The sequence below is a fragment of the Streptomyces sp. NPDC006335 genome, from assembly GCF_040612795.1.
Classification (GTDB): domain Bacteria; phylum Actinomycetota; class Actinomycetes; order Streptomycetales; family Streptomycetaceae; genus Streptomyces.
This window is the reverse complement of sequence record NZ_JBEXQX010000002.1, coordinates 477272-501935: the sequence shown is the minus strand read 5'-3', so window position 1 is coordinate 501935 and position 24664 is coordinate 477272. Positions and strand designations below refer to the sequence as shown.

21 protein-coding genes and 1 pseudogene are annotated in these 24664 nt (G+C 69.6%); 3 read left to right on the top strand and 19 right to left on the bottom strand.

Annotated elements, in window-relative coordinates:
* Nucleotides 1–93 precede the first annotated feature (93 nt).
* The 11 genes and pseudogenes from ABZ098_RS08235 to ABZ098_RS08185 all read right to left on the bottom strand — a co-directional run.
* A pseudogene (locus ABZ098_RS08235) lies at nucleotides 94–546 on the bottom strand (Uma2 family endonuclease); the annotation flags it as partial.
* Between the two features lie 98 nt (nucleotides 547–644).
* Complete coding sequence (locus tag ABZ098_RS08230; protein ID WP_356589355.1) at nucleotides 645–1922, bottom strand: thymidine phosphorylase; 1278 nt, start codon at nucleotides 1920–1922, stop codon at nucleotides 645–647.
* Between the two features lie 27 nt (nucleotides 1923–1949).
* Nucleotides 1950–2351, bottom strand: a complete 402-nt coding sequence (locus tag ABZ098_RS08225; RefSeq protein ID WP_356588453.1) for a cytidine deaminase — start codon at nucleotides 2349–2351, stop codon at nucleotides 1950–1952.
* Nucleotides 2348–3631 (bottom strand): ABC transporter permease, encoded by a 1284-nt coding sequence (locus ABZ098_RS08220; protein ID WP_356588451.1) that lies wholly within the window; start codon nucleotides 3629–3631, stop codon nucleotides 2348–2350. Before ABZ098_RS08220 ends, ABZ098_RS08225 begins: the two co-directional genes overlap by 4 nt.
* Complete coding sequence (locus tag ABZ098_RS08215) at nucleotides 3631–4758, bottom strand: ABC transporter permease (protein WP_356588449.1); 1128 nt, start codon at nucleotides 4756–4758, stop codon at nucleotides 3631–3633. The genes ABZ098_RS08220 and ABZ098_RS08215 overlap by 1 nt, the downstream gene beginning before the upstream one ends.
* Nucleotides 4755–6302, bottom strand: coding sequence for an ABC transporter ATP-binding protein (locus tag ABZ098_RS08210; protein ID WP_356589353.1), 1548 nt, complete (start codon nucleotides 6300–6302; stop codon nucleotides 4755–4757). The genes ABZ098_RS08215 and ABZ098_RS08210 overlap by 4 nt, the downstream gene beginning before the upstream one ends.
* Before the next feature lie 200 nt (nucleotides 6303–6502).
* Nucleotides 6503–7561 (bottom strand): BMP family ABC transporter substrate-binding protein, encoded by a 1059-nt coding sequence (locus ABZ098_RS08205; protein WP_356588447.1) that lies wholly within the window; start codon nucleotides 7559–7561, stop codon nucleotides 6503–6505.
* 288 nt (nucleotides 7562–7849) lie between these two features.
* Nucleotides 7850–9070 (bottom strand): M20 family metallopeptidase, encoded by a 1221-nt coding sequence (locus tag ABZ098_RS08200; protein WP_356589351.1) that lies wholly within the window; start codon nucleotides 9068–9070, stop codon nucleotides 7850–7852.
* A gap of 271 nt (nucleotides 9071–9341) precedes the next feature.
* Entirely contained in the window at nucleotides 9342–10265 is a 924-nt protein-coding gene (locus ABZ098_RS08195) for an RNA polymerase sigma-70 factor (protein WP_356588445.1), read from the bottom strand.
* A 144-nt stretch (nucleotides 10266–10409) separates the two neighbouring features.
* Complete coding sequence (locus ABZ098_RS08190; RefSeq protein WP_356588443.1) at nucleotides 10410–10883, bottom strand: carboxymuconolactone decarboxylase family protein; 474 nt, start codon at nucleotides 10881–10883, stop codon at nucleotides 10410–10412.
* A gap of 262 nt (nucleotides 10884–11145) precedes the next feature.
* Complete coding sequence (locus tag ABZ098_RS08185; RefSeq protein ID WP_356588441.1) at nucleotides 11146–11553, bottom strand: ATP-binding protein; 408 nt, start codon at nucleotides 11551–11553, stop codon at nucleotides 11146–11148.
* A 199-nt stretch (nucleotides 11554–11752) separates the two neighbouring features.
* Between ABZ098_RS08185 and ABZ098_RS08180 the strand changes: the two genes are divergently transcribed.
* Genes ABZ098_RS08180 through ABZ098_RS08170 form a run of 3 tightly spaced genes read left to right on the top strand, consistent with a single transcriptional unit; the run spans nucleotide 11753 to nucleotide 13526 of the window.
* Complete coding sequence (locus tag ABZ098_RS08180) at nucleotides 11753–12604, top strand: helix-turn-helix transcriptional regulator (RefSeq protein WP_356588439.1); 852 nt, start codon at nucleotides 11753–11755, stop codon at nucleotides 12602–12604.
* Between the two features lie 8 nt (nucleotides 12605–12612).
* Nucleotides 12613–12813 (top strand): DUF397 domain-containing protein, encoded by a 201-nt coding sequence (locus ABZ098_RS08175; RefSeq protein ID WP_356588437.1) that lies wholly within the window; start codon nucleotides 12613–12615, stop codon nucleotides 12811–12813.
* A gap of 53 nt (nucleotides 12814–12866) precedes the next feature.
* Nucleotides 12867–13526: a class I SAM-dependent methyltransferase gene (locus ABZ098_RS08170; protein ID WP_356588435.1), complete on the top strand. Its 660-nt coding sequence runs from the start codon at nucleotides 12867–12869 to the stop codon at nucleotides 13524–13526.
* Between the two features lie 216 nt (nucleotides 13527–13742).
* Here the strand turns inward: ABZ098_RS08170 and ABZ098_RS08165 are convergent, their stop codons facing one another.
* From ABZ098_RS08165 to ABZ098_RS08130, 8 genes are all read right to left on the bottom strand, one after another.
* Nucleotides 13743–14063, bottom strand: a complete 321-nt coding sequence (locus ABZ098_RS08165; RefSeq protein WP_356588433.1) for a hypothetical protein — start codon at nucleotides 14061–14063, stop codon at nucleotides 13743–13745.
* 18 nt (nucleotides 14064–14081) lie between these two features.
* Nucleotides 14082–18797 carry a putative T7SS-secreted protein gene (locus tag ABZ098_RS08160; RefSeq protein ID WP_356588431.1) on the bottom strand — a complete coding sequence of 1572 codons (4716 nt, stop codon included), beginning with the start codon at nucleotides 18795–18797 and terminating at the stop codon, nucleotides 14082–14084.
* Complete coding sequence (locus ABZ098_RS08155; RefSeq protein WP_356588430.1) at nucleotides 18797–19393, bottom strand: hypothetical protein; 597 nt, start codon at nucleotides 19391–19393, stop codon at nucleotides 18797–18799. Before ABZ098_RS08155 ends, ABZ098_RS08160 begins: the two co-directional genes overlap by 1 nt.
* The gene (locus tag ABZ098_RS08150; protein WP_356588428.1) at nucleotides 19390–19746 is read right to left on the bottom strand and encodes an SseB family protein; all 357 of its coding nucleotides are present in this window, start codon (nucleotides 19744–19746) and stop codon (nucleotides 19390–19392) included. The genes ABZ098_RS08155 and ABZ098_RS08150 overlap by 4 nt, the downstream gene beginning before the upstream one ends.
* A gap of 88 nt (nucleotides 19747–19834) precedes the next feature.
* Entirely contained in the window at nucleotides 19835–20908 is a 1074-nt protein-coding gene (locus tag ABZ098_RS08145; protein ID WP_356589349.1) for a hypothetical protein, read from the bottom strand.
* A 108-nt stretch (nucleotides 20909–21016) separates the two neighbouring features.
* Nucleotides 21017–21955 carry an N-acetylneuraminate synthase family protein gene (locus ABZ098_RS08140; protein WP_356588426.1) on the bottom strand — a complete coding sequence of 313 codons (939 nt, stop codon included), beginning with the start codon at nucleotides 21953–21955 and terminating at the stop codon, nucleotides 21017–21019.
* Nucleotides 21956–21970: 15 nt separating this feature from the next.
* Nucleotides 21971–23236: an N-acylneuraminate cytidylyltransferase gene (locus ABZ098_RS08135; RefSeq protein WP_356588424.1), complete on the bottom strand. Its 1266-nt coding sequence runs from the start codon at nucleotides 23234–23236 to the stop codon at nucleotides 21971–21973.
* A 35-nt stretch (nucleotides 23237–23271) separates the two neighbouring features.
* Nucleotides 23272–24651, bottom strand: coding sequence for a DUF6716 putative glycosyltransferase (locus ABZ098_RS08130; RefSeq protein WP_356588422.1), 1380 nt, complete (start codon nucleotides 24649–24651; stop codon nucleotides 23272–23274).
* Nucleotides 24652–24664: the final 13 nt, after the last annotated feature.

Genomic DNA, 24664 nt, shown 5'->3' with positions numbered 1-24664 from the left:
ATTCTCCGACGTCGATGGTGAGGGCGAACGGGTCGGGCAGGGTGACCAGGTCGCCGGACCTGTCGGCTCGGAGGACTCGTAGGCACCGTCCCGTGGTTGCCCGTACAGCGTGATGGCGGGTCCGTCCGGGGCCAGGCGGTCGACGAGGAGGTAGAGCGGGACCCCGGCGTGGGCACAGCCGACGGCCTTCGTCGTCCGGTCTTGGTGTGCCGTGGTCTCCGAGGTGATCTCCACGACCAGTTCCGCACAACCGGCGGACACCAGGTCGTCGCCCGCGCGCAGCGCCTCCCGGGGGACGACGGCGAGGTCGGGCAGGTAGAGCCCGAGCTGGGACGGCACGGCCATGGGCAGTCTCTGGTAGATGCCCCAGCCTTCCGGGATCACGTCGTACAGGCGCCGCTGCATTCGCTCCACGATGCCGTGGTGGGTCCCGGCCGAGTAGGGCGTGACGGTGATCAGACCTGCCAGGATCTCGACTCGGCAGCCCTTGGGAACATCCGTACGCCGCCAGAGCCAGACCAGTTCGTCCCACTCGCTGTCGGCCATGACGTAGTCGCCGGCGAGCGCATCCATGGGGTGAGCCAACATGACGGAACGGGACCGGTGCGGGTGCACCGATCCCGTTCACTCGAAGGAAGTCCGGCTCAGGCAATACGCTCCAGCACCACCGGCGACGCCGTGAAGTCCGTCCCCGGCGCCGCGATGTCGTAGGAGCCCTCGATCGACTGGAGGGCGTACTCGAAGCGCTCCGGGGTGTCCGTGTGCAGGGTGAGGAGGGGCTGGCCCTCGGTCACCGTGTCGCCCGGCTTGGCGTGCAGTTCCACGCCCGCGCCCGCCTGCACCGGGTCCTCCTTGCGGGCACGCCCCGCGCCGAGGCGCCAGGCGGCGACGCCGATGCCGTACGCGTCGAGGCGGGTCAGGACGCCCGAGGCCCCCGCCTTGATCACGTGCTGTTCGCGGGCGACCGGCAGCTCCGCGTCCGGGTCGCCGCCCTGCGCCGCGATCATCCGGCGCCAGACGTCCATCGCCGAGCCGTCGGCCAGCGCCTTCGCCGGGTCGGCGTCGCGGATGCCCGCCGCCGCCAGCATCTCGTGGGCCAGTGCGAGGGTGAGCTCCACGACGTCCGAGGGGCCACCGCCCGCCAGGACCTCGACCGACTCGCGGACTTCGAGGGCGTTGCCGGCCGTGAGGCCGAGCGGGGTCGACATGTCCGTCAGGAGCGCGACCGTCCTCACGCCGTGGTCCGTGCCCAGGCCCACCATCGTGGACGCCAGCTCCCGCGCGTCCTCGATGGTCTTCATGAAGGCGCCGGTGCCGACCTTGACGTCCAGGACCAGCGAACCGGTGCCCTCCGCGATCTTCTTCGACATGATCGAGGAGGCGATCAGCGGGATCGCCTCGACCGTGCCGGTGACGTCACGCAGGGCGTACAGCTTCTTGTCCGCCGGGGCCAGGCCGTCGCCCGCGGCGCAGATCACCGCGCCGGTGGTGTCGAGGACGTTCAGCATCTCCTCGTTCGACAGCAGCGCGCGCCAGCCGGGGATCGACTCCAGCTTGTCGAGCGTGCCGCCGGTGTGGCCGAGACCGCGGCCCGAGAGCTGGGGCACGGCCGCGCCGCAGGCCGCCACCAGGGGGGCCAGCGGGAGCGTGATCTTGTCGCCGACGCCGCCCGTGGAGTGCTTGTCGGCCGTGGGACGGGAGAGCGACGAGAACTCCATGCGCTCGCCCGACGCGATCATCGCCGCCGTCCAGCGGGCGATCTCGCGGCGGTTCATGCCGTTGAGCAGGATCGCCATCGCGAGCGCGGACATCTGCTCGTCGGCGACCTCCCCGCGGGTGTACGCGTCGATGACCCAGTCGATCTGCTCGTCGCTGAGTTCACCGCGGTCCCGCTTGGTGCGGATGACGGAGATGGCGTCCATGGCCATGCAGGGCTTTCCTTCCGGGGATTACTTGGTGAGGTGCTCCGGCCCGAAGGCCTGCGGGAGCATCTCGGACAACGGCAGGATCCCCGCCGGTGTCTCCAGGAGCAGGTCCGGGCCGCCGAACTCGTACAGCAGTTGGCGGCAGCGGCCGCAGGGGACGAGGATCTCGCCCCGGCCGTCCACGCACGTGAAGTGGGTGAGGCGGCCGCCCCCGGTGTTGTGCAGTTCCGAGACCAGACCGCACTCGGCGCACAGGCCGATGCCGTAGGAGGCGTTCTCGACGTTGCAGCCGGTGATGGTACGGCCGTCGTCGACGAGGGCGGCCACGCCGACCGGGTAGCCGGAGTACGGGGCGTACGCCCGGGACATGGCGTCCCGGGCCCGCTCGCGCAGCGACTCCCAGTCGACGTCGGACCGGGCGGTCACTTGCCCTGGCCCTTGCGGTAGCGCATGCCGTCCGCCTTGGGCATCCGCAGGCGCTGCGCGGACAGCGACAGCACCAGCAGCGTGACGACGTACGGGGTGGCGCCCACGAAGTCGCTGGGGACCTCGTCGGTGGTCAGGTACCAGACCAGGACGCCCGCGGCCACGACGGCGCTGATGACGCCCTGGACCATGGCCTTCTTGTACAGCTTCCAGCCGGCCATCGCCAGGAGCAGCACGAACAGCAGGAGCAGCAGCGCGTGGACGGTCTCGCCGCCGTTGCGGAGCTGGAGCGCGTCGGAGTAGCCGAACAGGCCCGCGCCCATGGCGAGTCCGCCGGGCCGCCAGTTGCCGAAGATCATGGCGGCGAGACCGATGTAACCGCGGCCGCCGGTCTGGCCCTCGAGGTACGTGTGCGAGGTGACCAGCGCCAGGAAGGCGCCGCCGAGGCCGGCGAGGCCGCCGGAGACGGCCACGGCCATGTACTTGTACTTGTAGACGTTGACGCCGAGGGACTCGGCGGCGATCGGGTTCTCACCGCAGGAGCGCAGCCGCAGGCCGAACGGGGTGCGCCACAGCAGCCACCAGCTGCCGACGAACAGCACGACCGCCAGGACCGTCACCACGGACAGGTCGGTGACCAGGCCGCCGAGGATGCCGGCGATGTCGGAGATCAGGAACCAGTGGTGGTTCTCGATGGAGTGCAGCCCGCTGGACAGGCCCGGGACGTCGAAGTTGGGCAGGGAGTCCACCGGCGGGGACTGCTTGGGGTTGCCGCCCGCGTCCGCCGCCTTGCCGTCCACGAAGAACAGCTTGGCGAGGTACTGGGTGGTGCCGAGCGCGAGCAGGTTGATCGCGACACCGGAGACGATGTGGTCGACACCGAAGGTGACGGTGGCGACCGCGTGCAGCAGACCGCCCAGGACGCCGAAGCCGACACCGCACAGCAGGCCGAGCCAGGGGCTGGACTGCCAGCCGATCCAGCCGGCGCCGAAGGTGCCGAGGATCATCATGCCTTCGAGGCCGATGTTGACCACACCGGAGCGCTCGGACCACAGACCGGCGAGACCGGCGAGGCCGATCGGCACGGCGAGGCTGAGGGCGGCGGAGACCTGGCCCTCGGAGGTGAGCTGGTCGGAGCCGGAGATGACCCGGACCGCGGCGATGAGCAGCAGCGCACCGGCGACGATCATGAGGATCTGGCCGAGCGAGCGGCCCGACCGGGTGGCGGTGTCCGCCTTGGGTGCCGCGGGGGGCGGCGTGTCGGTCATCGTGGCAGTCATCACGCCACCTCCTGCTTCTGGGTCGGGGCTGCGGCCTGGGCGGCGAGCTCGGCGCCGACCCGCTGCTGCTGGCGCTTGAGTCCGTAACGGCGTACGACCTCGTAGGCGATGACGACGCACAGGACGATGACGCCCTGGATCACGCCGAGGATCTCCTTGTCGTAGCCCTCGAACTCCAGGTGGTTGGTGGTGCGTTCCAGGAAGCCCCAGAGCAGGGCGCCGAGCGCGATGCCGACCGGGTTGTTGCGGCCGAGCAGGGCGATGGCGATACCGGTGAAGCCGATGCCCACGGGGAAGTCGTTGCTGAACTGGTGGCTGTCGTTGAGCAGGGTCGGCATGCCGATCAGACCGGCCACCGCGCCCGAGATCACCATGCTGGTGGCGACCATCTTCTTCACCGACACACCGCTCGCGGCGGCGGCGCTCTCGGACTGGCCCACCGTGCGCAGGTCGAAGCCGAAGCGGGTGCGGCCGAGGATGAACCAGTACGCGATGCCGACGATCACGGCGATCACGATGAAGCCCCACAGCTCGCCCGCGGCGCCGGTGTCGATCTGGAAGAAGTACGACGACTCGGGCAGCGGCTTGGTGGAGACGACCGTGCCGCCGGCCTGGAGCTCGGCGAGCTTCCCGGGCTGGAGCAGGTAGGCGATGATCGCGGTGGCGATCGAGTTCAGCATGATCGTGGAGATGACCTCGCTGACTCCGCGGGTCACCTTGAGGACGCCCGCGATGGCCGCCCACACGGCGCCGGTGCCCATGGCGCACAGGATGATCAGCGGGATGGAGATCCAGCCCGGCGTGGTCAGCGCGCCGCCGAGGACGGCGGCGAAGAACGCGGCGATGCGGTACTGGCCGTCGACCCCGATGTTGAACAGGTTCATCCGGAAGCCGATGGCCACCGAGACGCCCGCCAGGTAGTACGTCGTCGCCTTGTTGAGGATGTAGACCTGGCTGTCGCTGGCGGAGCCGTAGGTCAGCATGTCGCTGAAGGCGGCGCCCGGGTTCTTGCCGGTGGCGAGGATCACCAGGGTGGTGACGACGAGCGCGGCGACGACCGCGAGCAGCGGGGCCGCGATGCCGAGGAGCAGCCGCTCCTTGTCGATGCGTTGGGTCAGCTTGTTCATCGGGCGTCGTCCTCGTGGTCCGCTGCGGAGTCCTCTGCGTGCTCCAGGTGGCCGGTGGCGGCACCGGTCATGGCGGAGCCCAGCTCCTCGGGGGTGATGGTGGCGGGGTCGGCGTCGGCGACCAGTCGGCCGCGGTACATCACCCGCAGGGTGTCGGACAGGCCGATGAGCTCGTCCAGGTCGGCGGAGATCAGCAGCACGGCCAGGCCCTCGCGGCGGGCCTCGCGGATGTGGTCCCAGATCGCGGCCTGCGCGCCGACGTCCACACCGCGGGTGGGGTGGGCGGCGATGAGCAGCTTGGGCGCGTGGCTCATCTCGCGGCCGACGATCAGCTTCTGCTGGTTGCCGCCGGACAGCGAGGCGGCGGTGACGTCGATGCCGGGGGTGCGGACGTCGTACGCCTGGATGATGCGCTCGGTGTCGGTGCGGGCCGCCCCGATGTCCAGGAGCTGGCCGCGGGAGTTGGGCTTCTCGGTGACGTGGCCGAGGATGCGGTTCTCCCACAGCGGGGCCTCGAGGAGCAGGCCGTGGCGGTGGCGGTCCTCGGGGATGTAGCCGACGCCGGCCTCGCGGCGGCGGCGGGTGGGGGCGTGGGAGATGTCGGTGCCGTCGAGGGTGACCGTGCCGGAGTCGGGGGTGCGGATGCCCATGATGGCCTCGACCAGTTCGGACTGGCCGTTGCCCTCCACGCCGGCGATGCCGAGGACCTCGCCCTTGTGGATGGTGAAGGAGATGTCGTCGAGGATGATCCGCTCGACGCCGTCGAGGTCGGTCTGGGCCAGGCGCAGGCCGTCCAGCTTCAGCAGCGGGACGTCCGTGACCGTGGACTCCTCGGTCTCCGGGGTGGGCAGTTCGCTGCCGACCATGAGCTCGGCGAGCTGCTTGGGGGTGGTGCCCGCGGGCTCGACCGTGCCGACGGTGGTGCCGCGCCGGATGACGGTGATCTCGTCGGCCACGGAGAGGACTTCACCCAGCTTGTGCGAGATGAAGATGACCGTGAGGCCTTCCGCCTTGAGCTCGCGCAGGTTGTCGAAGAGGGCGTCGACCTCCTGGGGCACGAGGACGGCGGTGGGCTCGTCGAGGATCAGCGTCTTGGCGCCGCGGTAGAGGACCTTGAGGATCTCCACGCGCTGGCGGTCGGCGACACCGAGCTCCTCCAGCAGGACGTCGGGGCGGACGTTCAGGCTGTACGCGTCGGAGATCTCCCTGATCTTCGCGCGGGCCTTGGCGCCGATGCCGTACAGCTTCTCCGCGCCCAGGACGACGTTCTCCAGGACGGTGAGGTTGTCGGCGAGCATGAAGTGCTGGTGCACCATGCCGATGCCGCGGCCGATGGCGTCGGCGGGGGTGTGGAAGGTGACCGTCTCGCCGTTCACCGTGATGGTGCCCTCGTCCGGCTGCTGCATGCCGTAGAGGATCTTCATCAGGGTGGACTTGCCGGCACCGTTCTCACCGCACAGGGCGTGCACGGTGCCCGTGCGGACGGTGATGTCGATGTCCTTGTTGGCGACGACGCCGGGGAATCGCTTGGTGATGCCGCGCAGTTCGACGGCAGCGGGAGGGCTGGACGCGTTGATGGCGCACTCTCCTCGGGGAAAAGGGGCTGCGTAGGGGAGGGCAGGCGTCGGCGACGCTAGCGCGGCAACTCCGTGCTACACGCGTAGAGTTGACACATTGTTATGGCCCGACGAGGGGGTTGTCGAGGCCCCCTCGCCGAGCCCGGGTTCCGGCGGGAACCGTCAGGTCAGCTGGTCTTGACCTTGACGGTGCCGTCGACGATCTTCTTCTTCGCGGCGTCCAGCTGCGGCTGGATGTCGTCGATGAAGCCACCGCTGGTGGCGAGGCCCACGCCGTCCTTGGCGAGCGAGTAGACCTGGTTGCCGGTCAGCGGCTTGCCCTCGTGCACGGACTTGACGAAGTCGTAGACGCCGGTGTCGACGTTCTTGACCATCGAGGTCAGGATCGAGTTCTTGTACTTGCTCAGACCGGGGATGTTGTACTGGTCCGAGTCCACGCCGATGGCCCAGGCGCCCTTGACGGCGGAGACGGCCTCGATGGCGCCGTTGCCGGAGGAGCCGGCCGCGGTGTAGATCACGTCGGCGCCGTTGTCGAGCTGGCCGGACGCGGCTTCCTTGCCCTTGTCGGGGCTGGCGAAGCCGGACAGGTCGGAGCCGTGGGTCAGGTACTGGACGTCGACCTTGACGCTGGGCTTGGTGTCCTTGACGCCCTGGACGTAACCCGCGGCGAACTTCTTGATCAGCGGGGTGTCCACACCGCCGATGAAGCCGACGTGGCCCTTCTTCGACTTCAGCGCCGCGGCGACACCGGCGAGGTAGGAGCCCTGCTCCTCGGTGAAGGTGATGCTGTCGACGTTCTTGGCGGTCGCGACCGAGTCGATGAGACCGAAGCTGACCTTCGGGTACTTCGCGGCGACCTTGTCGACCGAGGTGGCGTAGGAGAAGCCGACGGCCACGATCGGGTTGTAGCCGGCGTCCGCCAGGTCGGTCAGGCGCTGCTCGCGGTCGGCCTCGGTGTCGGAGCTCTTGGCGGTGAGCTCCTTGATGGAACCGCCGAACTCCTTCTCCGCCTTGTCGGCACCGCGCGCGGCGGAGTCGTTGAAGGAGCGGTCACCACGGCCGCCGACGTCGTAGGCGAGGCCGATCTTGATGCCGCCCTTGCCGCTGCCCGCGGAGGCGGAGGAAGAGCTGTCGTCCTCGGAGGAGGTGCTGCCACAAGCGGTGGCAGTCAGTGCGAGAGCTGCGGTGGCGATACACGCAGCGGAAAGCTTGGCTACCCGGCGCACGGGAGGCTCCTTCACCTGACCTGAGCGCCTCGTCGGCGCTTCATGTGAGCACCATGCCAGTGCTCGGGCCTGTACGCCCCTGCGGCGTTGGCTTCGCGGCATCGTAACGCGCGTAGATGTCGGAAACAGACCTCTTCCGAAGCCGTTATCGATTCGAGGCAAACAGCGTCTGAACTGAGGCTCTACGGCCCTCGCACACCGGGATTTCGATGTGCGCACGATTGGCTTACGACACTGTTGCGCCGGTCGGCGGAACGGCCCTACAGGGGCCGTTCCGTCACCGTCGGATCACTGCGCGGCGTCGAGCAGGGCCGCGGCCGTGAACATCTCCACACCTACGGTGATCGCGGACTCGTCGGCGTCGAAGTCGCCCTGGTGCAGGTCGCGCACGGTCCGCTCCCCCGGGGTGCGCACCCCGAGGCGGGCCATGGCACCGGGGACGTGCTGGAGGTACCAGGAGAAGTCCTCGCCGCCGAGGCTCTGCTCGGTGCTCTCGACGGAGTCGGCGCCGCGCCGGGCGGTCATGGCCTCGCGGATCAGGTCGGTGACGTCCGCGTCGTTGACGACCGGCGGCACGCCCCGCACGTAGTTGATCTCGGACTTTGCCCCGTGCAGGTTGGCGACCTCGTCGATCGCGGCCACGACGATGTCCGGCGCCTGCCGCCAGGCGTCGATGTCCAGGCAGCGCACGGTCCCGGAGAGCTCGGCGTGCTGCGGGATGACGTTCGGGGCGTGCCCCGACTCGATCCGCCCCCAGGTCACGGCGAGCCCGGCGCGGGTGTCGACGCGCCGGCCGACGATCGCGGGCACGTCGGTGACGACGCGGGCGGCGGCGGTGACGAGGTCGGTGGTGAGGTGCGGGCGGGCGGTGTGCCCACCGGGCCCGTCGAGGGAGATCTCCAGGCGGTCGCACGCGGAAGTGATCGCCCCGGTCCGCAGCCCGATCTTCCCGGCGTCGACCCGCGGGTCGCAGTGCACGGCGAGCATCTTGCCGACCCCCTCCAGCACCCCGCAGTCGATGGCGTCGGCGGCACCGCCGGGCAGCACCTCCTCGGCGGGCTGGAAGACCAGCCGCACGGGCCGCGGCAGCAGCCCCCGCTTGTGCAGGTCGGCGAGGACGAGCCCGGCCCCCAGCACCACGGTCGTGTGCACGTCGTGCCCGCACGCGTGCGCCCTGTCCGGCACGGTCGACCGGTACGCGCACTCGGTCTTCATGTCCGGGATGGGCAGGCCGTCGATGTCGGCGCGCAGGGCGAGCATGGGCCGCTCCCCGTCCCACTCCCCGATGTCACACACGAGCCCGGTCCCTACGGCCAGCACGCGCGGCTTCAGCCCGGCCCTCTCCAGCCGTTCCTTGATCGCCGCGGTGGTTCGGAACTCCTGGTTGCCGAGCTCCGGGTGCATGTGCAGGTCGCGTCGGAACAGTACGAGCTCGGCGTGCAGTTCCTCGCTCAGCACGCCGGGAAGCACGGCTTCCCCGGGCAGATCGACCTCGGACTCCAGTGACATCAGTTGCTTCACCCTCTAAAGGGTAGGACGCCGGGGCGACCAACCGACCCGCGATCAACAAAACTTCAACCCGCAGGGGGCAGAAAATTTGGCCGCTCGACGCATGGATGTGTTTTGAGGTGGGTAGGAACCTCTTTTCCCACACATACCATGCTGGACTCGCGCCCGGCGGTTCTGTTCATCTGTCGAAACGGCATTGGGACACGGTGGGAACGGTGGGGATGGGGGCGCGGGACAGGGCGAACGAGCCGGCCCACGGCCGGTCCCGGGGTCACTTCAACTGCCGACGGGCTTGTTTCACCTCGCCGTCGATGGCCCAGGCGTCGGCCACCGGTCCGAGGTGGCCGAGCTTGTCGGGGTTGATCACCGAGCGGATGGTCTGGATCTGCCCGTCGAGCACGTCGAGGGCCAGGGCATGGAGGACCTTGCTGTCCCTGTCCCGGAAAATGGCACCGGGCTGGCCGTTGACCTCGTGCGGCTCGAACGTCACGTCGATCCGTGCCAGCAGCGGGAAAACGGAGGCCAGCAGCCGGGCCACGTTCTCGGCGCCGATGACGGCCCTGGCCAGCTGCGGGGCCTTGCCGCCGCCGTCCCCGACCATCTGCACGTCGGCCGCCAGCAGATCCCGCAGGCCGGCGACATCGCCTTCGCGGAGGGCGTCGAAGAACCGCGTCGCCAGCTCCTGTCGCTCCTGACGGTCCGCTTCGAACCGCGGCCGCCCGGCCTCCATGTGCCGCCGCGCCCGTACCAGCAGCTGCCGACACGCCGCCTCCGAACGCCCCACCGCCGAGGCGACGTCGTCGAACCCGAAACCGAACACCTCCCGCAGCACGAACACCGACCGCTCCAGCGGGCTCAGCCGCTCCAGGAGCAGCAGCGCCGCCATCGACACCGAGTCGGCCAGCTCCGCCGAACGCGCCGGATCCTGGTACGGATCACTCAGCAGCGGCTCGGGGAACCACGGGCCCACGTACTCCTCCCGCCGCACCCGCGCGGAGCGCAGCACGTCGATCGAGATCCGCGTCACCGTGGCGGACAGAAACGCCTTGACCGACGTGGGAAGGGTCGTCGAGCCGTCGAAGCGCAGCCATGTCTCCTGGACCGCGTCCTCGGCCTCGCTCACGCTGCCCAGAATCCGGTAAGCGATCGAGAAAAGCAGTGGCCGCAGCTCCTCGAACTCGTCGACCTTGTTCACGCCGCATCCCCCTTGAGGTGTTCCCGCCCGGCCGCATCTGATGGGGCGGGCCAGTTCCGGTGATCCTGTGGTCCGTCGGCGGGGCTGTGCAACGCCCCCGTGCCCGGGGTGGCAGTTGCCCCGGGCGGCTCATGGACGGCCGGATCAGTGGAACTGCCCGACCTTGTAGTCGCCGGCCGGCTGCTGGGCGATGATGTTCAGCCGGTTCGCCGTGTTCATGAAGGAGATCAGGACCGCCAGGGCGGTGAGTTGCTCCTCGTCGTAGTGCTTCGCGGCACGCGCCCAGACCTCGTCGCTGACTCCGCCTGCCGCGTCCGCGACCCGGGTCCCCTGCTCCGCCAGCTCCAGCGCGGCACGCTCGGCCTCCGTGAAGACCGTGGCCTCTCGCCACGCCGACACCAGGTGCAGCCGCACCGAGTTCTCGCCGGCCGCGGCGGCATCCTTGGTGTGCATGTCGATGCAGATGGCGCATCCGTTGATCTGGCTCACGCGCAGGGCCACGAGTTCCTGTGTCGCGGCCGCCAGCGGCGAGTCCTTCAGGGCCTTGCCCGCCGACATGAGGTGCTTGAGGGCTTTCGCGGCGGTCGGGCTGGCGAAGTAGTTCAGTCGCGCGTCCATGGTGTGCTCCTCCGTGCTCGTCGGTGGCTACACCCCCTGAGACGAGACAGCCCGACGCCCTGTGACACGGAGGTGTGTGATCCACGTCTCCTCGAACTCGGGATGCCCGGAGATGATCGCGAGCGGCTTGGTCCACCTCGCCCTGGCCCTCTTCCTGGCGTGGGGCCGCTTCGGCTCGGTGCACGGACTCCAGCGCGGCTCCGGTGCCGGTCCACGAAAGCGGTGCACTTCGCCTCTTGGGCGGCCCCACGGCCCCTGACTACTAAGCGGCGGCCAGCTCACACCACACGAACTTCCCACGGTTGCCGTGTCTGGCCAACGGCTGCCACCCCCACAGATCGGCGCAGGCCTTGACCAGCGCCAGCCCCCTCCCCTCCTCCGCCTCCCCCAGCAGCTCCAACTCCCCCGGCGGCTCGGGAGGCCCAGGGTCCGCGTCCCACGCCCCGATACGCAGCACTCCCGCCGCCCAGCGCACCCTCAGCGCCGCGGGCCCCTTGGTGTGCCGTACGGCATTGGAGACCAGCTCGGCCGCGAGGAGCTCCGCGGTGTCGGTCAGGCGGATCAGGCCGTGCATCGTGAGGATGAGCCGGAGGGTACGGCGGGCGACGGTGACGGCTCGGGGGTCGTTCGGGATGTAAAGGGTGTACTCCCAGGGTTCGTTTTCGGGCATGCGTCAACTCCAGTTCAGTTCGCTTGGGATGAGGGCGCGGTGGCATCGCCGCTACCGTCACGACATGGCGAAGCGGTGCACTTCCACAGAGTGTGCGTTGCATCACTGACAGTAGGTATAGATTTCTAGGTTCTGCAAGCAGGTCGCGTAATCTGCCCCCGAACGAGTCGTTCTCACAAGCGCGTTGAGAGGAGCCTCGATGGCACTTAGGAGCGAGCCGACGGCACGTCAGGTGCGGCTGGCAACTGAGTTGCGCAGGCTCCGTGACGCGGCCGGTATCACGGGGCGCGAGGCGGCAGCATCGCTCGGGGTGAGTTCCGCACAGATCAGCCAGATCGAGAAGGCCCTCGCGGGTGTGAGTGAGAAGCGGCTACGGGCCATGGCAGCCAACTACGCATGCTCGGACAGCGCGCTGATCGACGCACTCGTGTCCATGGCGACCGACCGGACACACGGCTGGTGGGAGGAGTACCAGGAGCGGCTGCCCACGCCCTATCTGGATCTCGCTGAACTGGAGTACCACGCCAGTCACCGGTGGGACGTGGACTTCCTCCACATCCCGGGGCTGTTGCAGACCGAGGACTACGCCCGAGCACTCTTCTCCTACGTGAACGCGGAGTTCCCGCAGAGTGAGGTGGACCTCCGAGTGGAGCACCGGATGAAGCGGCGGGTCATCATCGAGCGTCCCGACCCGATCCCGTACGAAGCCGTGATCCACGAAGCGGCACTGCGCATCCGAGTCGGCGACCGTTCCGGCGCGCGGGCACAACTGGCCCATATCCAGGCACTCTCAGAAGCAGACCACGTAGTCGTCCGCGTAATCCCCTTCGACCTGGACGGCTTCGCCGGAGCCGGGAGCGCCATGGTGTACGCAGGCGGCGCCGTCCCCAAGCTGGACACTGTCGTACGCGACGGTCCTCACGGCACGGCGTTCATTGACGCCGAGGCCCAACTCGCCCGCTTCCGAACGCTCTTCCGTAGGCTGGAGAGCGTGTCACTCGACCCCAACCGGTCGCGCGACTTCATCCACACCCTGACCAAGGAGCTGTGAGGAGCACCATGGCCACCCCTGAAGACTGGCGGAAGTCGAGCTACTCCGGTGGAGGCGAAGGCAACGCCTGCGTGGAGATCGCGAACCGAACCACCCACATAGCGATCCGCGACTCGAAGACCCCTGCCAGGGCCACCCTCGCCTTCCCGCCCGCCGCCTTCACGACCTTCCTCGAGGCCCTGAAGTCCCCGCGCCCCAGCCCCCGGTGACCGCCAGGCAAACTCCACACGCCGCCCCGTGCCACCCCGCTAGGGTGCAGCGCGTGAACGCCGAGAACCCCGACTTCATACGGGCCACCCGAACCGCGTACGACACGATCGCCGAGCCCTACAGCGAGCAGTTCTCCGACTGGGCCGGCATCCCCACGCTGGACAGAGCCCAGATCACGGGCTTCGCGGAGTTGGTGAAGGAGCAGGGCAAGGGGCCGGTGGCAGACATCGGCAGCGGCCCGGGACACGTGACCGCAGCACTCCACAACCTCGGCGTCCCGGTCTTCGGCGTGGACGTCTCCCCGAAGATGGTGGAACTGGCCCGCAGGGCCCACCCGGACCTCCGCTTCCACGTGGGCTCGATGACGTCGCTGGACCTACCGTCCGAGACGCTGGGCGGCATCACCGCCCTCTACTCGATCATCCACGTCCCGGACGACCACCTCCCGACGGCCTTCGCGGAGTTCCACCGCGTCCTCGCCCCCGGCGCCCACGCCCTGATCGGCTTCCAGTACGAGCCCGGCGGCACCCACATGCACCTCGACGAACGCTTCGGCCACAAGATCTCCCTCGACTACTGGCTGCGCGAACCGGAGGCAGTAACAGAGCCCTTGAGCAAGGCAGGATTCCAGGTGATCCTCCGCGTCCTCAGGGAGCCCCTCGGCGAGGAAAGGCTGTCGCGGGCGTACCTGATGGCACGGAAACCGGCGTAGAACGGGATCGTTCACGCTTTGGTCGATCTCGGCGGTATGGCCACGTCCCCTAGGAGAGCAGCACTCTTTCCCTCTCAGCCCCAACGGTGAAGCGGTCGTGAAATCTTCGAGTCCTGGAAACTGAGGCGTGCTCTTCCGCGCTACTCGCTCGGTCGCTTCCGGTACTGGGGGCGGCGTGCGCGGTCCGACCGGGGTGCCGATAAGGCTCCATTCACGTCACCCCTCGAGCAGGTCGGTGACATATTCTCGAAGTCCGACCGGAATCTCACCCAAGCGAATTTCCCGAAGCTGCGCGACGTGATTCACATGTACGTGACCCGTGGACGTCAACTCAAGAATCGCGTGCAGCTCGGCCTCCAAGGCCGAATTCTCCTCCTCACAGGCAGCCAGCGCCGACAATAGCACCGCCAACGTCGAAACCTGAGCAGGCGAATAGGAACTTAGCAGATCGGTGACCTCGTCAGCAGCACGCTCTCGAACGCCGGATTCACCATCCAGGATCTTGCGTGTCAATCTGATGAAATCGCGGGATTCCATTTACAAAACCTCGTCTGATTAATACGGCAGCGGATACTGACTAGGCCAAGGAATATGCGTACGATTCGCGGCATCCGAATCATAGCTCGGGCTTCGCGGGTTGTGGACTTGCCTGTGGTACAAGTTTCCGACCTCATCCTGATATCTGCCGCCGATCGAGATGCGGTAGACGTCTCCCTGCGCCGCGTTCGAGCCCGCCGGCGCGGTCCCATCCTTATCGTGCACTCGAAAACGAACCGTATTCCCCGTCTCTGAATCTATCCACTTGTACTCGACGCCCTTTTGCGCCCCACCATTCGGGTCCGGCGTGAGATCGCGCTTTGTGGCGTGATCAGGAACAACATCGAGCGGATTACGGTTCCTCAGGTCCCAACCGCCGTCCTTGATCCGTGGCACACAAGGCTTAAGACCGAGGGGGTCCACCCATGCATGAGGGTTGTGGACGTAGCTGGCGGGGTTGTCCGAAGCTTCCAGTCCGAGAGGATCCGTTGTGAGATAGCGAGCGGTCTCGGGGTCGTAGTGCCGGAAGTAGTTGTAGTGCAGGCCAGTTTCGGGGTCGAAGTACTGGCCCGGGAAGCGCAGCGGAGTGTAGGCCGTGCTGTCTGCTGCCCAGGCCGTCGTGCCCCACAAGGTGCTGCGGGTGCGCCAGGCGATGTCGCCGGACTCGTCGATGAGTTCCGTCGGGGTGCCGACCAGGTCGGTGACTATGGCGAAGAAGCGGGAGTCTATTTCGTCCTGGGGGGCGTCCGCCGCTGTGATGCGTTCCGTCTGGGAAAGGGGGTGCAGGCCCTGGTGGTCCCAGGTCAGGGTGACCGGGTTGGGATGGGACGGGGAGCTTGTCGTCTGTTCGCAGAGGGTTGTGCCGTCCCACGTGAAGTCCACCTGCTCCAGGACCGATTCGCCGTCCGGGGACAGGCGTTGCTTCGCGATCCTGCGGCCCAGCGGGTCGTAGCGGTAGCGCCAGCGGGTGCCGTCCGGCGTTGTCACCGACGTCAGGCGGTCCTCGGCGTCCCACTCATAGCGCCAGGTGTCCGGCTTGCGGGAGAGGCGGGTCTTCTGGCGGAGCGTGATGCGGCCCGCTTCGTCGTGTTCGTAGCGGACGGCGCCGGCGCGGGTGATGCGGGTGCCCGTGTAGGTGCGGTCACCGGTCGAGGCCTGGCCCGGGTGCGTCGCGGGCCACATCGCTGACGTCTGGTTGCCCGCCTCGTCGTAGGCGTACGTCTCCGCCCAGTTCGTCGCGTGGACTGCGGTCACCCGCCCTGCCGCGTCCAGGTCGAAGCGGCGCAGGCCGTTCAAGTGGTCGTCGATGGACGTGAGGTTGCCGTCGGCCCGGTAGGTGTACGCGCGGTGCTGGAGGCGGTTGCCGGTGGGGCCGACAAGGTCCTGTCGTGTCAGGCGACCCAGGGGGTCGAAGGTCTGGGTCAGAGTCACCGACTCGCCTATGTGGCGGGTCAGTTCGCGACCTGCCTCGTCGTGCGTGAAGGTGAGCGTGCGACCCGACGCGACCATGGCGGTGCGGTTGCCCGACGCGTCGTACGACCACGTCGTCGTCGCGCCGGTCGGGGTGGTGCGGCCCGTCCGGCGGCCCAGCTCGTCATAGGTGTAGGTGAGGGTGCGGTCGTTGACCGTCTCCGACAGCACGCGGCCCGCCTCGTCGCGGCACAGCCTCAGGACCGCGTCCGGGCCCGTCGCTTCCGCCAGCGCGCCCGTCACGTCGTACGCGAACGTCGTGACCGCTCCGGCCGCCTCCTTGCGGATCACTTGTCCCAGGACGTCCCGGGAGAAGTGGATCGACTGGCCGGATGCCGTCGTGCTCTGCGTGAGTTGGCCGGCCGCGTCGTGGGCGTACGTCAGCGTGCGGTCGTCGAAGTCCGTCTCCGCGATCAGGCGGCCCGCCGGGTCGTAGTCGTAGGACCAGGTCAGGCCTTGCGGGTTGGTGACCCTCGTCAGGCGCAGTTCCGTGTCGTGGGTGAACTCGTAGCGCACGCCGTCCGGCCCCGTGCGGGCCTTCAGCAGGTCGAAGTGGGTGTACTCGAAGCGGGAGACCGCGCCAGACGCGTCCGTGTGGGTGAGGCAGTTGCCCTCGCCGTCGTACGTCCAGGATTCCGTCGTGCCGTCTGCCGCCGTACGGCGAGACAGGCGGCCCTCCGGCGTCCACTCCAGGACCGTCACCGAACCCGTGGGATCGGTGATCCTCACCGGGCGGCCGAAGGTGTCACGGGAGTAGCGGGTCACCGCGCCCAGTGGGTCGGTGACCTCCAAGGGAAGGCCCGCCGGATCGCAGCGCACCCTTGTGGTGTCCCCGAGGGCGTTGGTGACGGACTCCAGGTGGCCCCGGTCATCGTACGTGAAGCGGGTCGTCGTGCCCGAGGCGTCGGTCACCGCCGTGCGGTTGCCGTACTCGTCGAACCGCTGTTCCACATGCGTGCCGTCGGGTCCGGTCACCGTGACCGGCAGGCCCTGGGCGTCGTACGCGATGCTCGTGTAGTGGCCGTCAGGGCGGATTGCGAGGACCGTGCGACCCGCCTCGTCGTAGGCGTAACTCACCGTGCGGCCCAGGGGATCGGTGATCGTGAGAGGGCGGTGGGCGCGGTCGTAGGTGGTGTGGGTCGTGGCGCCGTCCGGGGTGGTCACCGCCGTCACTTGTACGTCGCTGTTGATCTCGTAACGGGTGCTGTGTCCCAGGGAGTTGACCGCCGTGACGGTTCGATTGCCGGTGGTCGGGTCCGGGCCGCCGTAGGTGTAGGTGTAGCTCAGGTGGCCCGCCTCGCCGCCCTGGGAGACGCAGCGGTCCTCGTCGTCGTAGACGTAGTGGTATGAGGAGTCGTTCGTGTCCGTCCAGGCGGTGATCCGGCCGAGGTAGTCGTTGGTGAAGCGGGTCGGCAGGCCGGAGGACTTCGTCACCGTCGACAGGTGGCCCCCGGCGTCGTAACCGAAGCGGACCAGCTCGATGTCGCCCTCGGGGTCGGCCAGGCGCAGGGCCGTGATCCGGTCCCCGGATCGTTCGATCCGAAGGTCGTAGCCGGCCGAGTGCACGATCCCGGTCGGGGCGCCCTCGTCGTCGTACTCGAACGTCAGCCACTGGCCCGAGCGGTCGATGATCTGGGAGAGCAGAGCGATGCCGTCGCCGTCGCCGCCCGGTCCGGCGAAGTCCCACACACGACCATCGACAGGGTCGGTGACCGTGTAGTCGCCGTACTCGTCGACCGTCAGGGGATGGGCCTCGCCGGCCAGAGGCAGGGTCGGGACGCCGGGGGCCGGGTGGGGGTAGGCAAGCAGGGAGCCGTCCTCGCGGACGAAGATGACTCCTTCGGCGTCGATCTCCAGGCGCTGGTCGGCGGCGGATGTCCACTTCGGGCCGAACCAGCGGCCCGCCCGGTACGACGACTCGAACTGGCGGGAGAACACCAGCAGGAGCCGGGCGGGGAGCGAGACGTCCGTCTGCGGCAGCGACATGCGGCCGGTGGCCATGTCGATCGGGTCGCTGCCGAACAACTTGCACTTCAGTTCCCGGGCGACGTCCATGAGCCCCCGGCGCGTGCCGCTGCGCGCGGCTCCCGTCGCCGCTTCCTTGGCGGCTCCACGCAATGCGTCCCGCAACCCCGCCCGGCCGAACCCGCCCGCGCCCTTCCCCCCGATCAGGTTCGAGATGAAGTACCCGCCCGCGTCCCCCGGGTCGCTCGACCACCCCGTGCCCAGCAGAGACATCGGCAGGCGCTCCGGATGCGCCGCCGTGCCCACCAGGCCCGCCAGCAGCAGCTGGGAGTTCTTCGACCAGTCGCCGGGGTGGGTCAGGTTGTACGGGTCCAGGGGGTTGACCGTGCGGGCCAGTTTCAGCAGGTCCGTGCCGCCGCGCAGCAGGCCGCCGGCGAAGTGGACCGAGTTGAGCTGGGTGCCGACGAACAGGTCCGCCGCGCCCGCGCCCAGGCGGTCGGTGAACTCCGGTTTCGGCGGGGCCGATTCCAGCGCGGCAGCGATCTTGCGGCGGGCGTCCTCGGCCACGTCGGTGCGCTGACGGCGGGCCGCGGAAAGGATCTCCTGCGCCTCCTGACGGCCCGCCGCACCCGGGTCGAGCAGATCGCCGGGCTTCGTCGGCTTCGCGCCCGGGTCGCCGCCCGCCTCGGCGATCGTGTTGTAGCGTTCGGCCGCCTGGTTGTACTCCCTCACCTGCGCGGCATGGGCGTCCGCCGCCCGCCGGGAGGCGTCCTCGGCCCGGCGGTAGGTGTCGATCGCCACCTGCGCCTGCCCCTGCGCCCAGGTCACCGTGTCCGCGTACGACTCCAGCGCGGACGCCGCCGCCGTGCACGCGTCCGCCGCCGTCAGCCACTGCTTGGGCTGGACCTCGAACTTCGCGCGGAAGGCGTCCGCGGCCTGGCCCCGCCACTCGCCCGGGTCCAGCGAGCGCATGCCCTGGCCGACGTTCTCGAAGGCGGCCGCGAACTTCCGTAGATGGCCCGCACGGTCCCGGAGGGCACCCGAGCTGCCGTGGATCAACTCCTTCGGGTCCTCGCTCTCGCCCAGCGCGCGTTCCGCCACCGTGCCGCCCAGGCGGTTGTTGACGCTCTCGCCGAAGTCGCGGACCTTCTCGGCCGCGCCGTCCGCGCCCACGTCCGACAGCAGGCCCGCCGTCTTGTCCGTGCCCCAGTTGACCGCCTCGCCGACGCCCTTGTTCAGGCCGTCGGCCGCGCTCTCCAGGCCGTCGCCGAAGTCGCCGACCAGATCCCCGAAGCCCATCAGCCCTCATCCGCCGAGGAATCCGCAGAGGGCGGTCCGCTCCACTGCCAGTCCGTCCGCGGATCGAGGAACGCGTCCGGCGTCACCGTCGAGGTCGAAACGTCCTCCGCCGCCTGCGACCAGGCCGCCTTCACCTCGTCCTGGCCGGAGGTGAACGACTCCGCGCTGTAGTCCGCGTTCGCCACCTGGGAGATGGGGTTGTCCTTCAGCGTCTCCGACCAGGAACGTTCCTTCACCTCCTCCGGCGAGAGGTACGGGTTGCCCGTGCCGGCCGTCCACGCCGACTTCAGGGTGTCGGAGACGTACTGCTCCTGCTCGTGGTAGATCCCCGCCGACAGTCCGAGGCGGCCGGCGAACTCGTTGGCGTCCTGCATCAGGGAGCGCACACCCCAGCCCCAGCGGTCGCAGAAGTCGGCGAACACCTGCTGGAGGGCGTCGTCGCCGGCCTCCAGGCCCGTCATCGACAGGTCGTCGAAGCCGCGGCCCAGGTTCGCCTCGATGTCGAAACCGAAGTTCTTCAGTTCGGCCATCGCCTGGTTGATGCCGCGGGTGATCCGTTCCATCGCCTCCGGATCGACCTGGTAGCCGTCGCTCACGCCACCGGCTCCACCCTGTCGACGGCCACCGCGTCCGGCACGATCCCCGTCACCGGGGGCAGCACCAGGCCTGTCGGGCTTCCCGCGTCCACCGCTATGCCGGCCGGGCCGTCCACGGCCGGGACCACCTGGTCCAGCAGCCGCGCCCCGTACACCGGGACCCAGTCGGGTACGTCCTCGCCCCGCGCCTCGGCGAACCGTTCCAGCGCCGCGCGATCCGTGAACGCAAACAGCCAGCGAATGCCGCCCGCCTCCGCCGACAGCAGCGAGCCGTCGACCACCGGCACCAGAACCTCCCTGCGCCGGAACTCCCCGATCCGCGCCCGCCGTTCCCGCAGCGCCTCCGCACTCACGCCAGCCGCCCCCGTCGTAGACCCCGTCGAACATCGCACAAGTGAACGACGATGCTAGACGATTCAGTTGAGAGACGCGCTCGGTGCTTCAGACAGCCGGTACCGCCGACACCGCCGACAGCCGGTGCACATCCCGTGCCGTGTCCGTGACCCCGGACAGGAACCCCTGCGCCCGCGGCGAGGCCGTCTCCGTCAGCCAGTCCGGGTCGATGTCGCAGACCGAGACGCGGACCTCCGTTCCGGCCAGGGCCAGGGGGAGGGTGTGGACGACCGTCGACGGGAAGCTCAGGATCGTACGGCCGATGGGGCCCCTGCGGGCGATCAGTTCGAGCGGGAGGTCCGGGCGGACGATCTCCAGGCCCGTCTCCACTGCCAGCCGGTGGAGTTTGTCCGTCGCCTCGCGGCGGTGGGCGAAGTAGCGGGTCGCGCCATGGGTCTTGGCCAGGCGGGTGACCGCCTCCAGGTAGCGGTCGGCGTCCACCACGCCCGTCTCGACGAGCGAAGTACCCACCATGTCAGCGCCCTTGGTGATGCGCGGCGGGCCGAAACGGGCGCGGGTCCAGGTGAAGGTGTTCGACGAGACCGTGACGCCTGCGGGCGTCTCCTCCATCGGCATGGAGGAGAAGATCTCGACTCCCCGGCCCTCCCCCGGTGTCAGGCGCTTGCGGGCCGCCGCGGAGATCGGGGCGAAGGCGAGGTCGCGGGGGCTCGGGCGGCCGCCCTTGCGGTGCCAGCGCACGAGGCGTTCGCCGCGGGCGAGTTGGGACACGAACTCCATCGTCGCCGTGCCGTCGTCGACCACGACCAGGTCGGTGGCGCGGGTGATGGTCAGGAGCAGTTGTACGTAGCGGGAGAACGGGTCGCCCAGGACCACCCGGTCCGCCTTGCGGAGCGTGCCCGCCAGGCCGCCGATGGTCTGGAAGGGGGCCGCGGGGCCGCCCCTCGCCTCCTCCCAGCGGACCTCGTGGCCCTCCTCGCGGGCGAGTTCCGCCATCCGGCGCAGCTGGCCGCGGGTCATGGGGTCGGTCGGGGACAGCACGACGAGGGTGAGCTCCGCGCCGGGCGCGTGGCCGTGCGCCCACTCCAGCACGTTCAGGAGCTGGACCGGGCTCTCGACGAACGCGAGAGTGTGGGGGCCGGTGTTCCCGGCGCGGGGGCTCATCGACGTACGACCGTCCCGTCGTAGGGCGCTCATGGGGCGCGGGTGATGCGCGGGTGATGAACACCGGGCCCCGGACGGACTACCGCCGGGGGCCCGGTACCTGGTGGCTCAGACCGAGACCGGCTCGCCCGCGGCGGCGGCGATCTCCGCCTCGGCGACCACACCGGTGACGCGGCGCAGCTTCTTCATGGGGCCGAGCTCGGAGTCGTAGACCTTCTTGACGCCGTCGCCGAGGGAGGCCTCGATGGTGCGGATGTCGCGGACGAGGCGCTGCAGGCCCTGCGGCTCGACGGAGGCGGCCTGGTCGGAGCCCCACATCGCGCGGTCCAGGGTGATGTGGCGCTCGACGAAGGTGGCGCCCAGCGCGACGGCCGCCAGCGTCGTCTGAAGGCCCGTCTCGTGGCCGGAGTAGCCGATCGGGACGTTCGGGTACTCGTCCTGGAGCGTGTTGATCACGCGCAGGTTGAGCTCCTCGGCCTTGGCCGGGTAGGTCGAAGTGGCGTGGCAGAGAAGGATGTTCTCCGAGCCGAGGACCTCGACCGCGTGGCGGATCTGCTTCGGGGTGGACATGCCGGAGGAGAGGATGATCGTGCGGCCGGTGGCGCGCAGGGCGCGGAGCAGCTCGTCGTCCGTCAACGACGCGCTCGCCACCTTGTGGGCGGGGACGTCGAACTTCTCCAGGAAGGCGACGGCCTCGGTGTCCCACGGGGAGGCGAACCAGGCGATCCCCTTCTCCTTGCAGTACGCGTCGATCTGGCGGTACTCGTCCTCGCCGAACTCCACGCGGTGGCGGTAGTCGATGTAGGTCATCCGGCCCCACGGGGTGTCGCGCTCGATGTCCCACTGGTCGCGCGGGGTGCAGATCTCGGGGGTCCGCTTCTGGAACTTCACGGCGTCGCAGCCGGCCTCGGCGGCCACGTCGATGAGCTTGAAGGCGTTCTCCAGCTCGCCGTTGTGGTTGATGCCGATCTCGCCGCAGATGTAGACGGGCTGGCCGGGACCGGCGATGCGCTCGGTACCGAAGGTGCGCAGGCGGGAGTTGCTCATGGCGGGGAGGTGTCCTTACTTGTCGAGGGAGTCGAGAGAGGGGCCGAGGATCCAGCTGGCGATCTCTCGGATCGCGCCGTCGCCACCGGGGACGGTGGTGACCGCACGGGCGGCGCCGCGTACCACGTCGTGGGCGCTCGCGACCGCCACGGGCCAGCCCACGAGGGCGAAGCACGGGAGGTCGTTGACGTCGTTGCCGACGTAGAGCACGCGCTCGGGCGCGATGCCCTGCTCCTCGCACCACTGCTTCAGCGCGAGGTCCTTCCGGTCGATGCCGTGCAGCACGGGGATCTTCAGCTTCCGTGCGCGGGCGGCGACGACCGGGTTCTGCTCCGTGGAGAGGATCAGCATCTTCAGGCCGCTGTCGCGCAGGGCGGCGATGCCGAGTCCGTCGCCGCGGTGCACGGAGACGAACTCCTTTCCATCGGCGTCGATCAGCACCCGGTCGTCGGTCTGGGTGCCGTCGAAGTCGAGTACGACCGCGTCCACGTCCTCGAAGGAGGGCAGCGAACCGGGGCGGTCCGCGTCGAACAACGGCGCGAGCGCCCGCGCCCGCGCCAGCTCGTGGTGGTCGTCGATCTCCAGCACGCGCGCGGGGTCGGTGCGGACCAGTTCGGTGCGGCCGAAGAAGCGGTGCTGGTGCTTGCGGAAGCCGGGCGCGTCCATGCCGTAGACGGCGCCGGTCTCCAGGAAGTCCTGGGGGCGGTCCTGGCGGCGTGGGCGGAAGGACTTGTCGTGGTTGACGCCGTAGCCGCCGCCGAGTGCCGCGTCGGCCTCCTCGACGCTGCCAGCGCGGGCCTCGTCGTCGGCGTCGCGCCACACGAAGCCGTGGAAGGGGGCCACGGTCATCGCGGAGTCCGCGCCGTTGTCGACGAGCGCGCCGACGACCGCGTCCACGTCCTCCCGGATGATGAACGGGCTGGTGCACTGGACGAGGAGCACCACGTCGACCGGGGCGCCGTGCAGCGCCTCGTGGGCGTCCATGGCGTGCAGGACGGCGGCCTCGGAGGTGGCGGTGTCGCCGGCGATGGCGGCCGGCCGCAGCACGACCTCGGCACCGGCGGAGCGGGCCGTGGCGGCGATGGCCTGGTCGTCGGTGGAGACCACCACGTCGGTCACCAGGCGGGAGGCCCGGCACTCGCGCACGGCACGCGCCACCAGCGGGACACCGCCGACCGGGGCGAGGTTCTTCGCGGGCACGCCCTTGGAGCCGCCGCGCGCGGGGATCACCGCGAGCACGCGGCGCACGGTGGCGCGTTGGTCGGCTTGCGGGTGGGGCATGGGTTCAGCTCCTCGGAAAGGGCTTCGGAAGGTGGTCACAGCTCCCCCATCCGCCGGATCACCGGAGCCACGCGCTGCACCCCGTGCCGGTACGCCCCCCGGGCCGCGCGGCGCACGATCTGCCGGACCGGGCCCGGCTCCCTGTCGTGGGCCGGGGCTCCCGGCAGCGGTGTGCCGTCGGGGCCGAGGTGGTGGCGGGCGAGGATGCCGGGGAGGTAGCCGGGGGCGGTGACGGGTGTGTAGTACGGGGTCAGCGGGGGCAGCTCGGGCGAGGCCAGCAGCTTGGTGATGCGTTCACGGGCCGCGTCGAAGGCGTGCGCGTAGGTGCCGTCCGCGACCACGCCCTGGCGGGCCACCCACTCCTCGTCCGGCACCGGCCGGTGTCCGGCGTCCAGTTGGTCCCAGGAGGCGAGGCAGCCGGAGCCCACGAAGTGGTGGTTGCCGAGGACCTCGCGGATGCCCAGGTCGGTCAGGACGGCCGTGGGGATGCGTCGGTGCAGCGACTCCAGGGCCGCGGTGGAGCTGATGGTGACGAGCAGGTCGGTCCGGTCGAGGACCTCGCCCATGTTGCCGTACACCAGGCGGAAGTTGGCCGGCGGGTCGAGCCGCTGGATCAGCTTCTGGTACGGCAACTCCTCGATGTGGGTGGTGTGTTCGCCGGGCCGGGAGCGCAGCTTGAGCAGCACCTCGCGCTCGGGGTGCAGCCGGGCGTGCCGGATGAGGCGCTCCAGCAGGTACACGCGGTCCCTGCGGTTGTCCGGCACCGAGGGCTGGACCGCGAACACCACGGTGTACGGGTCGTGTTCACCTTCGTAGGCCGCTCCGCCGAGGAACGGCAGCGCCACCTCCGTGACCGACGAGGCGTCCGCGCCCACCCCCTCGTACACCGCGCGGAAACGCTCGGCGTCCTGGCGGGAGTTGGCGAGGACGAGGTCGGCCCCGTGCCGCAGGAGCAGGCCGTCGGCGAGCTTCTCGTAGACGACGCCCACGTAACCGGTGACGACGACGGGCCGCTTCTCCGGACCGGGCCGCTTTTCCGGACCGGGCCCCTTCTCCAGGCCGTCCCAGACCCGCGCCAGGCCGTGCAGCATCGCCTGGACGCCGCCGCCGACCAGAGCCAGCACGACGATGTCGTACGACGTCCCGGCCATGGCGCGCAGGAACTCGACGGCGGTGACCTCCCGCAGGGAGTCCGCGCGCACGCCGACCTCTTCGAGCTGGCGTGCGGTGGGCGTGGCCCGGCCGCGCAGCAGGTATCCGTCCAGCGCGAGGCCTGCTTGCGCCCCGCCTCGCGGTCCGGATTCCATGGACGGACCCGGCGCGATGCGGTCGGCGGTCAGCGCACCCCATTTCCAGCGGGTGTCGGAGTCCGCGAGGACGGCGATTCGAAGGGACTTCGTTGTACTTGGCGGCACGAGGACGACGCTA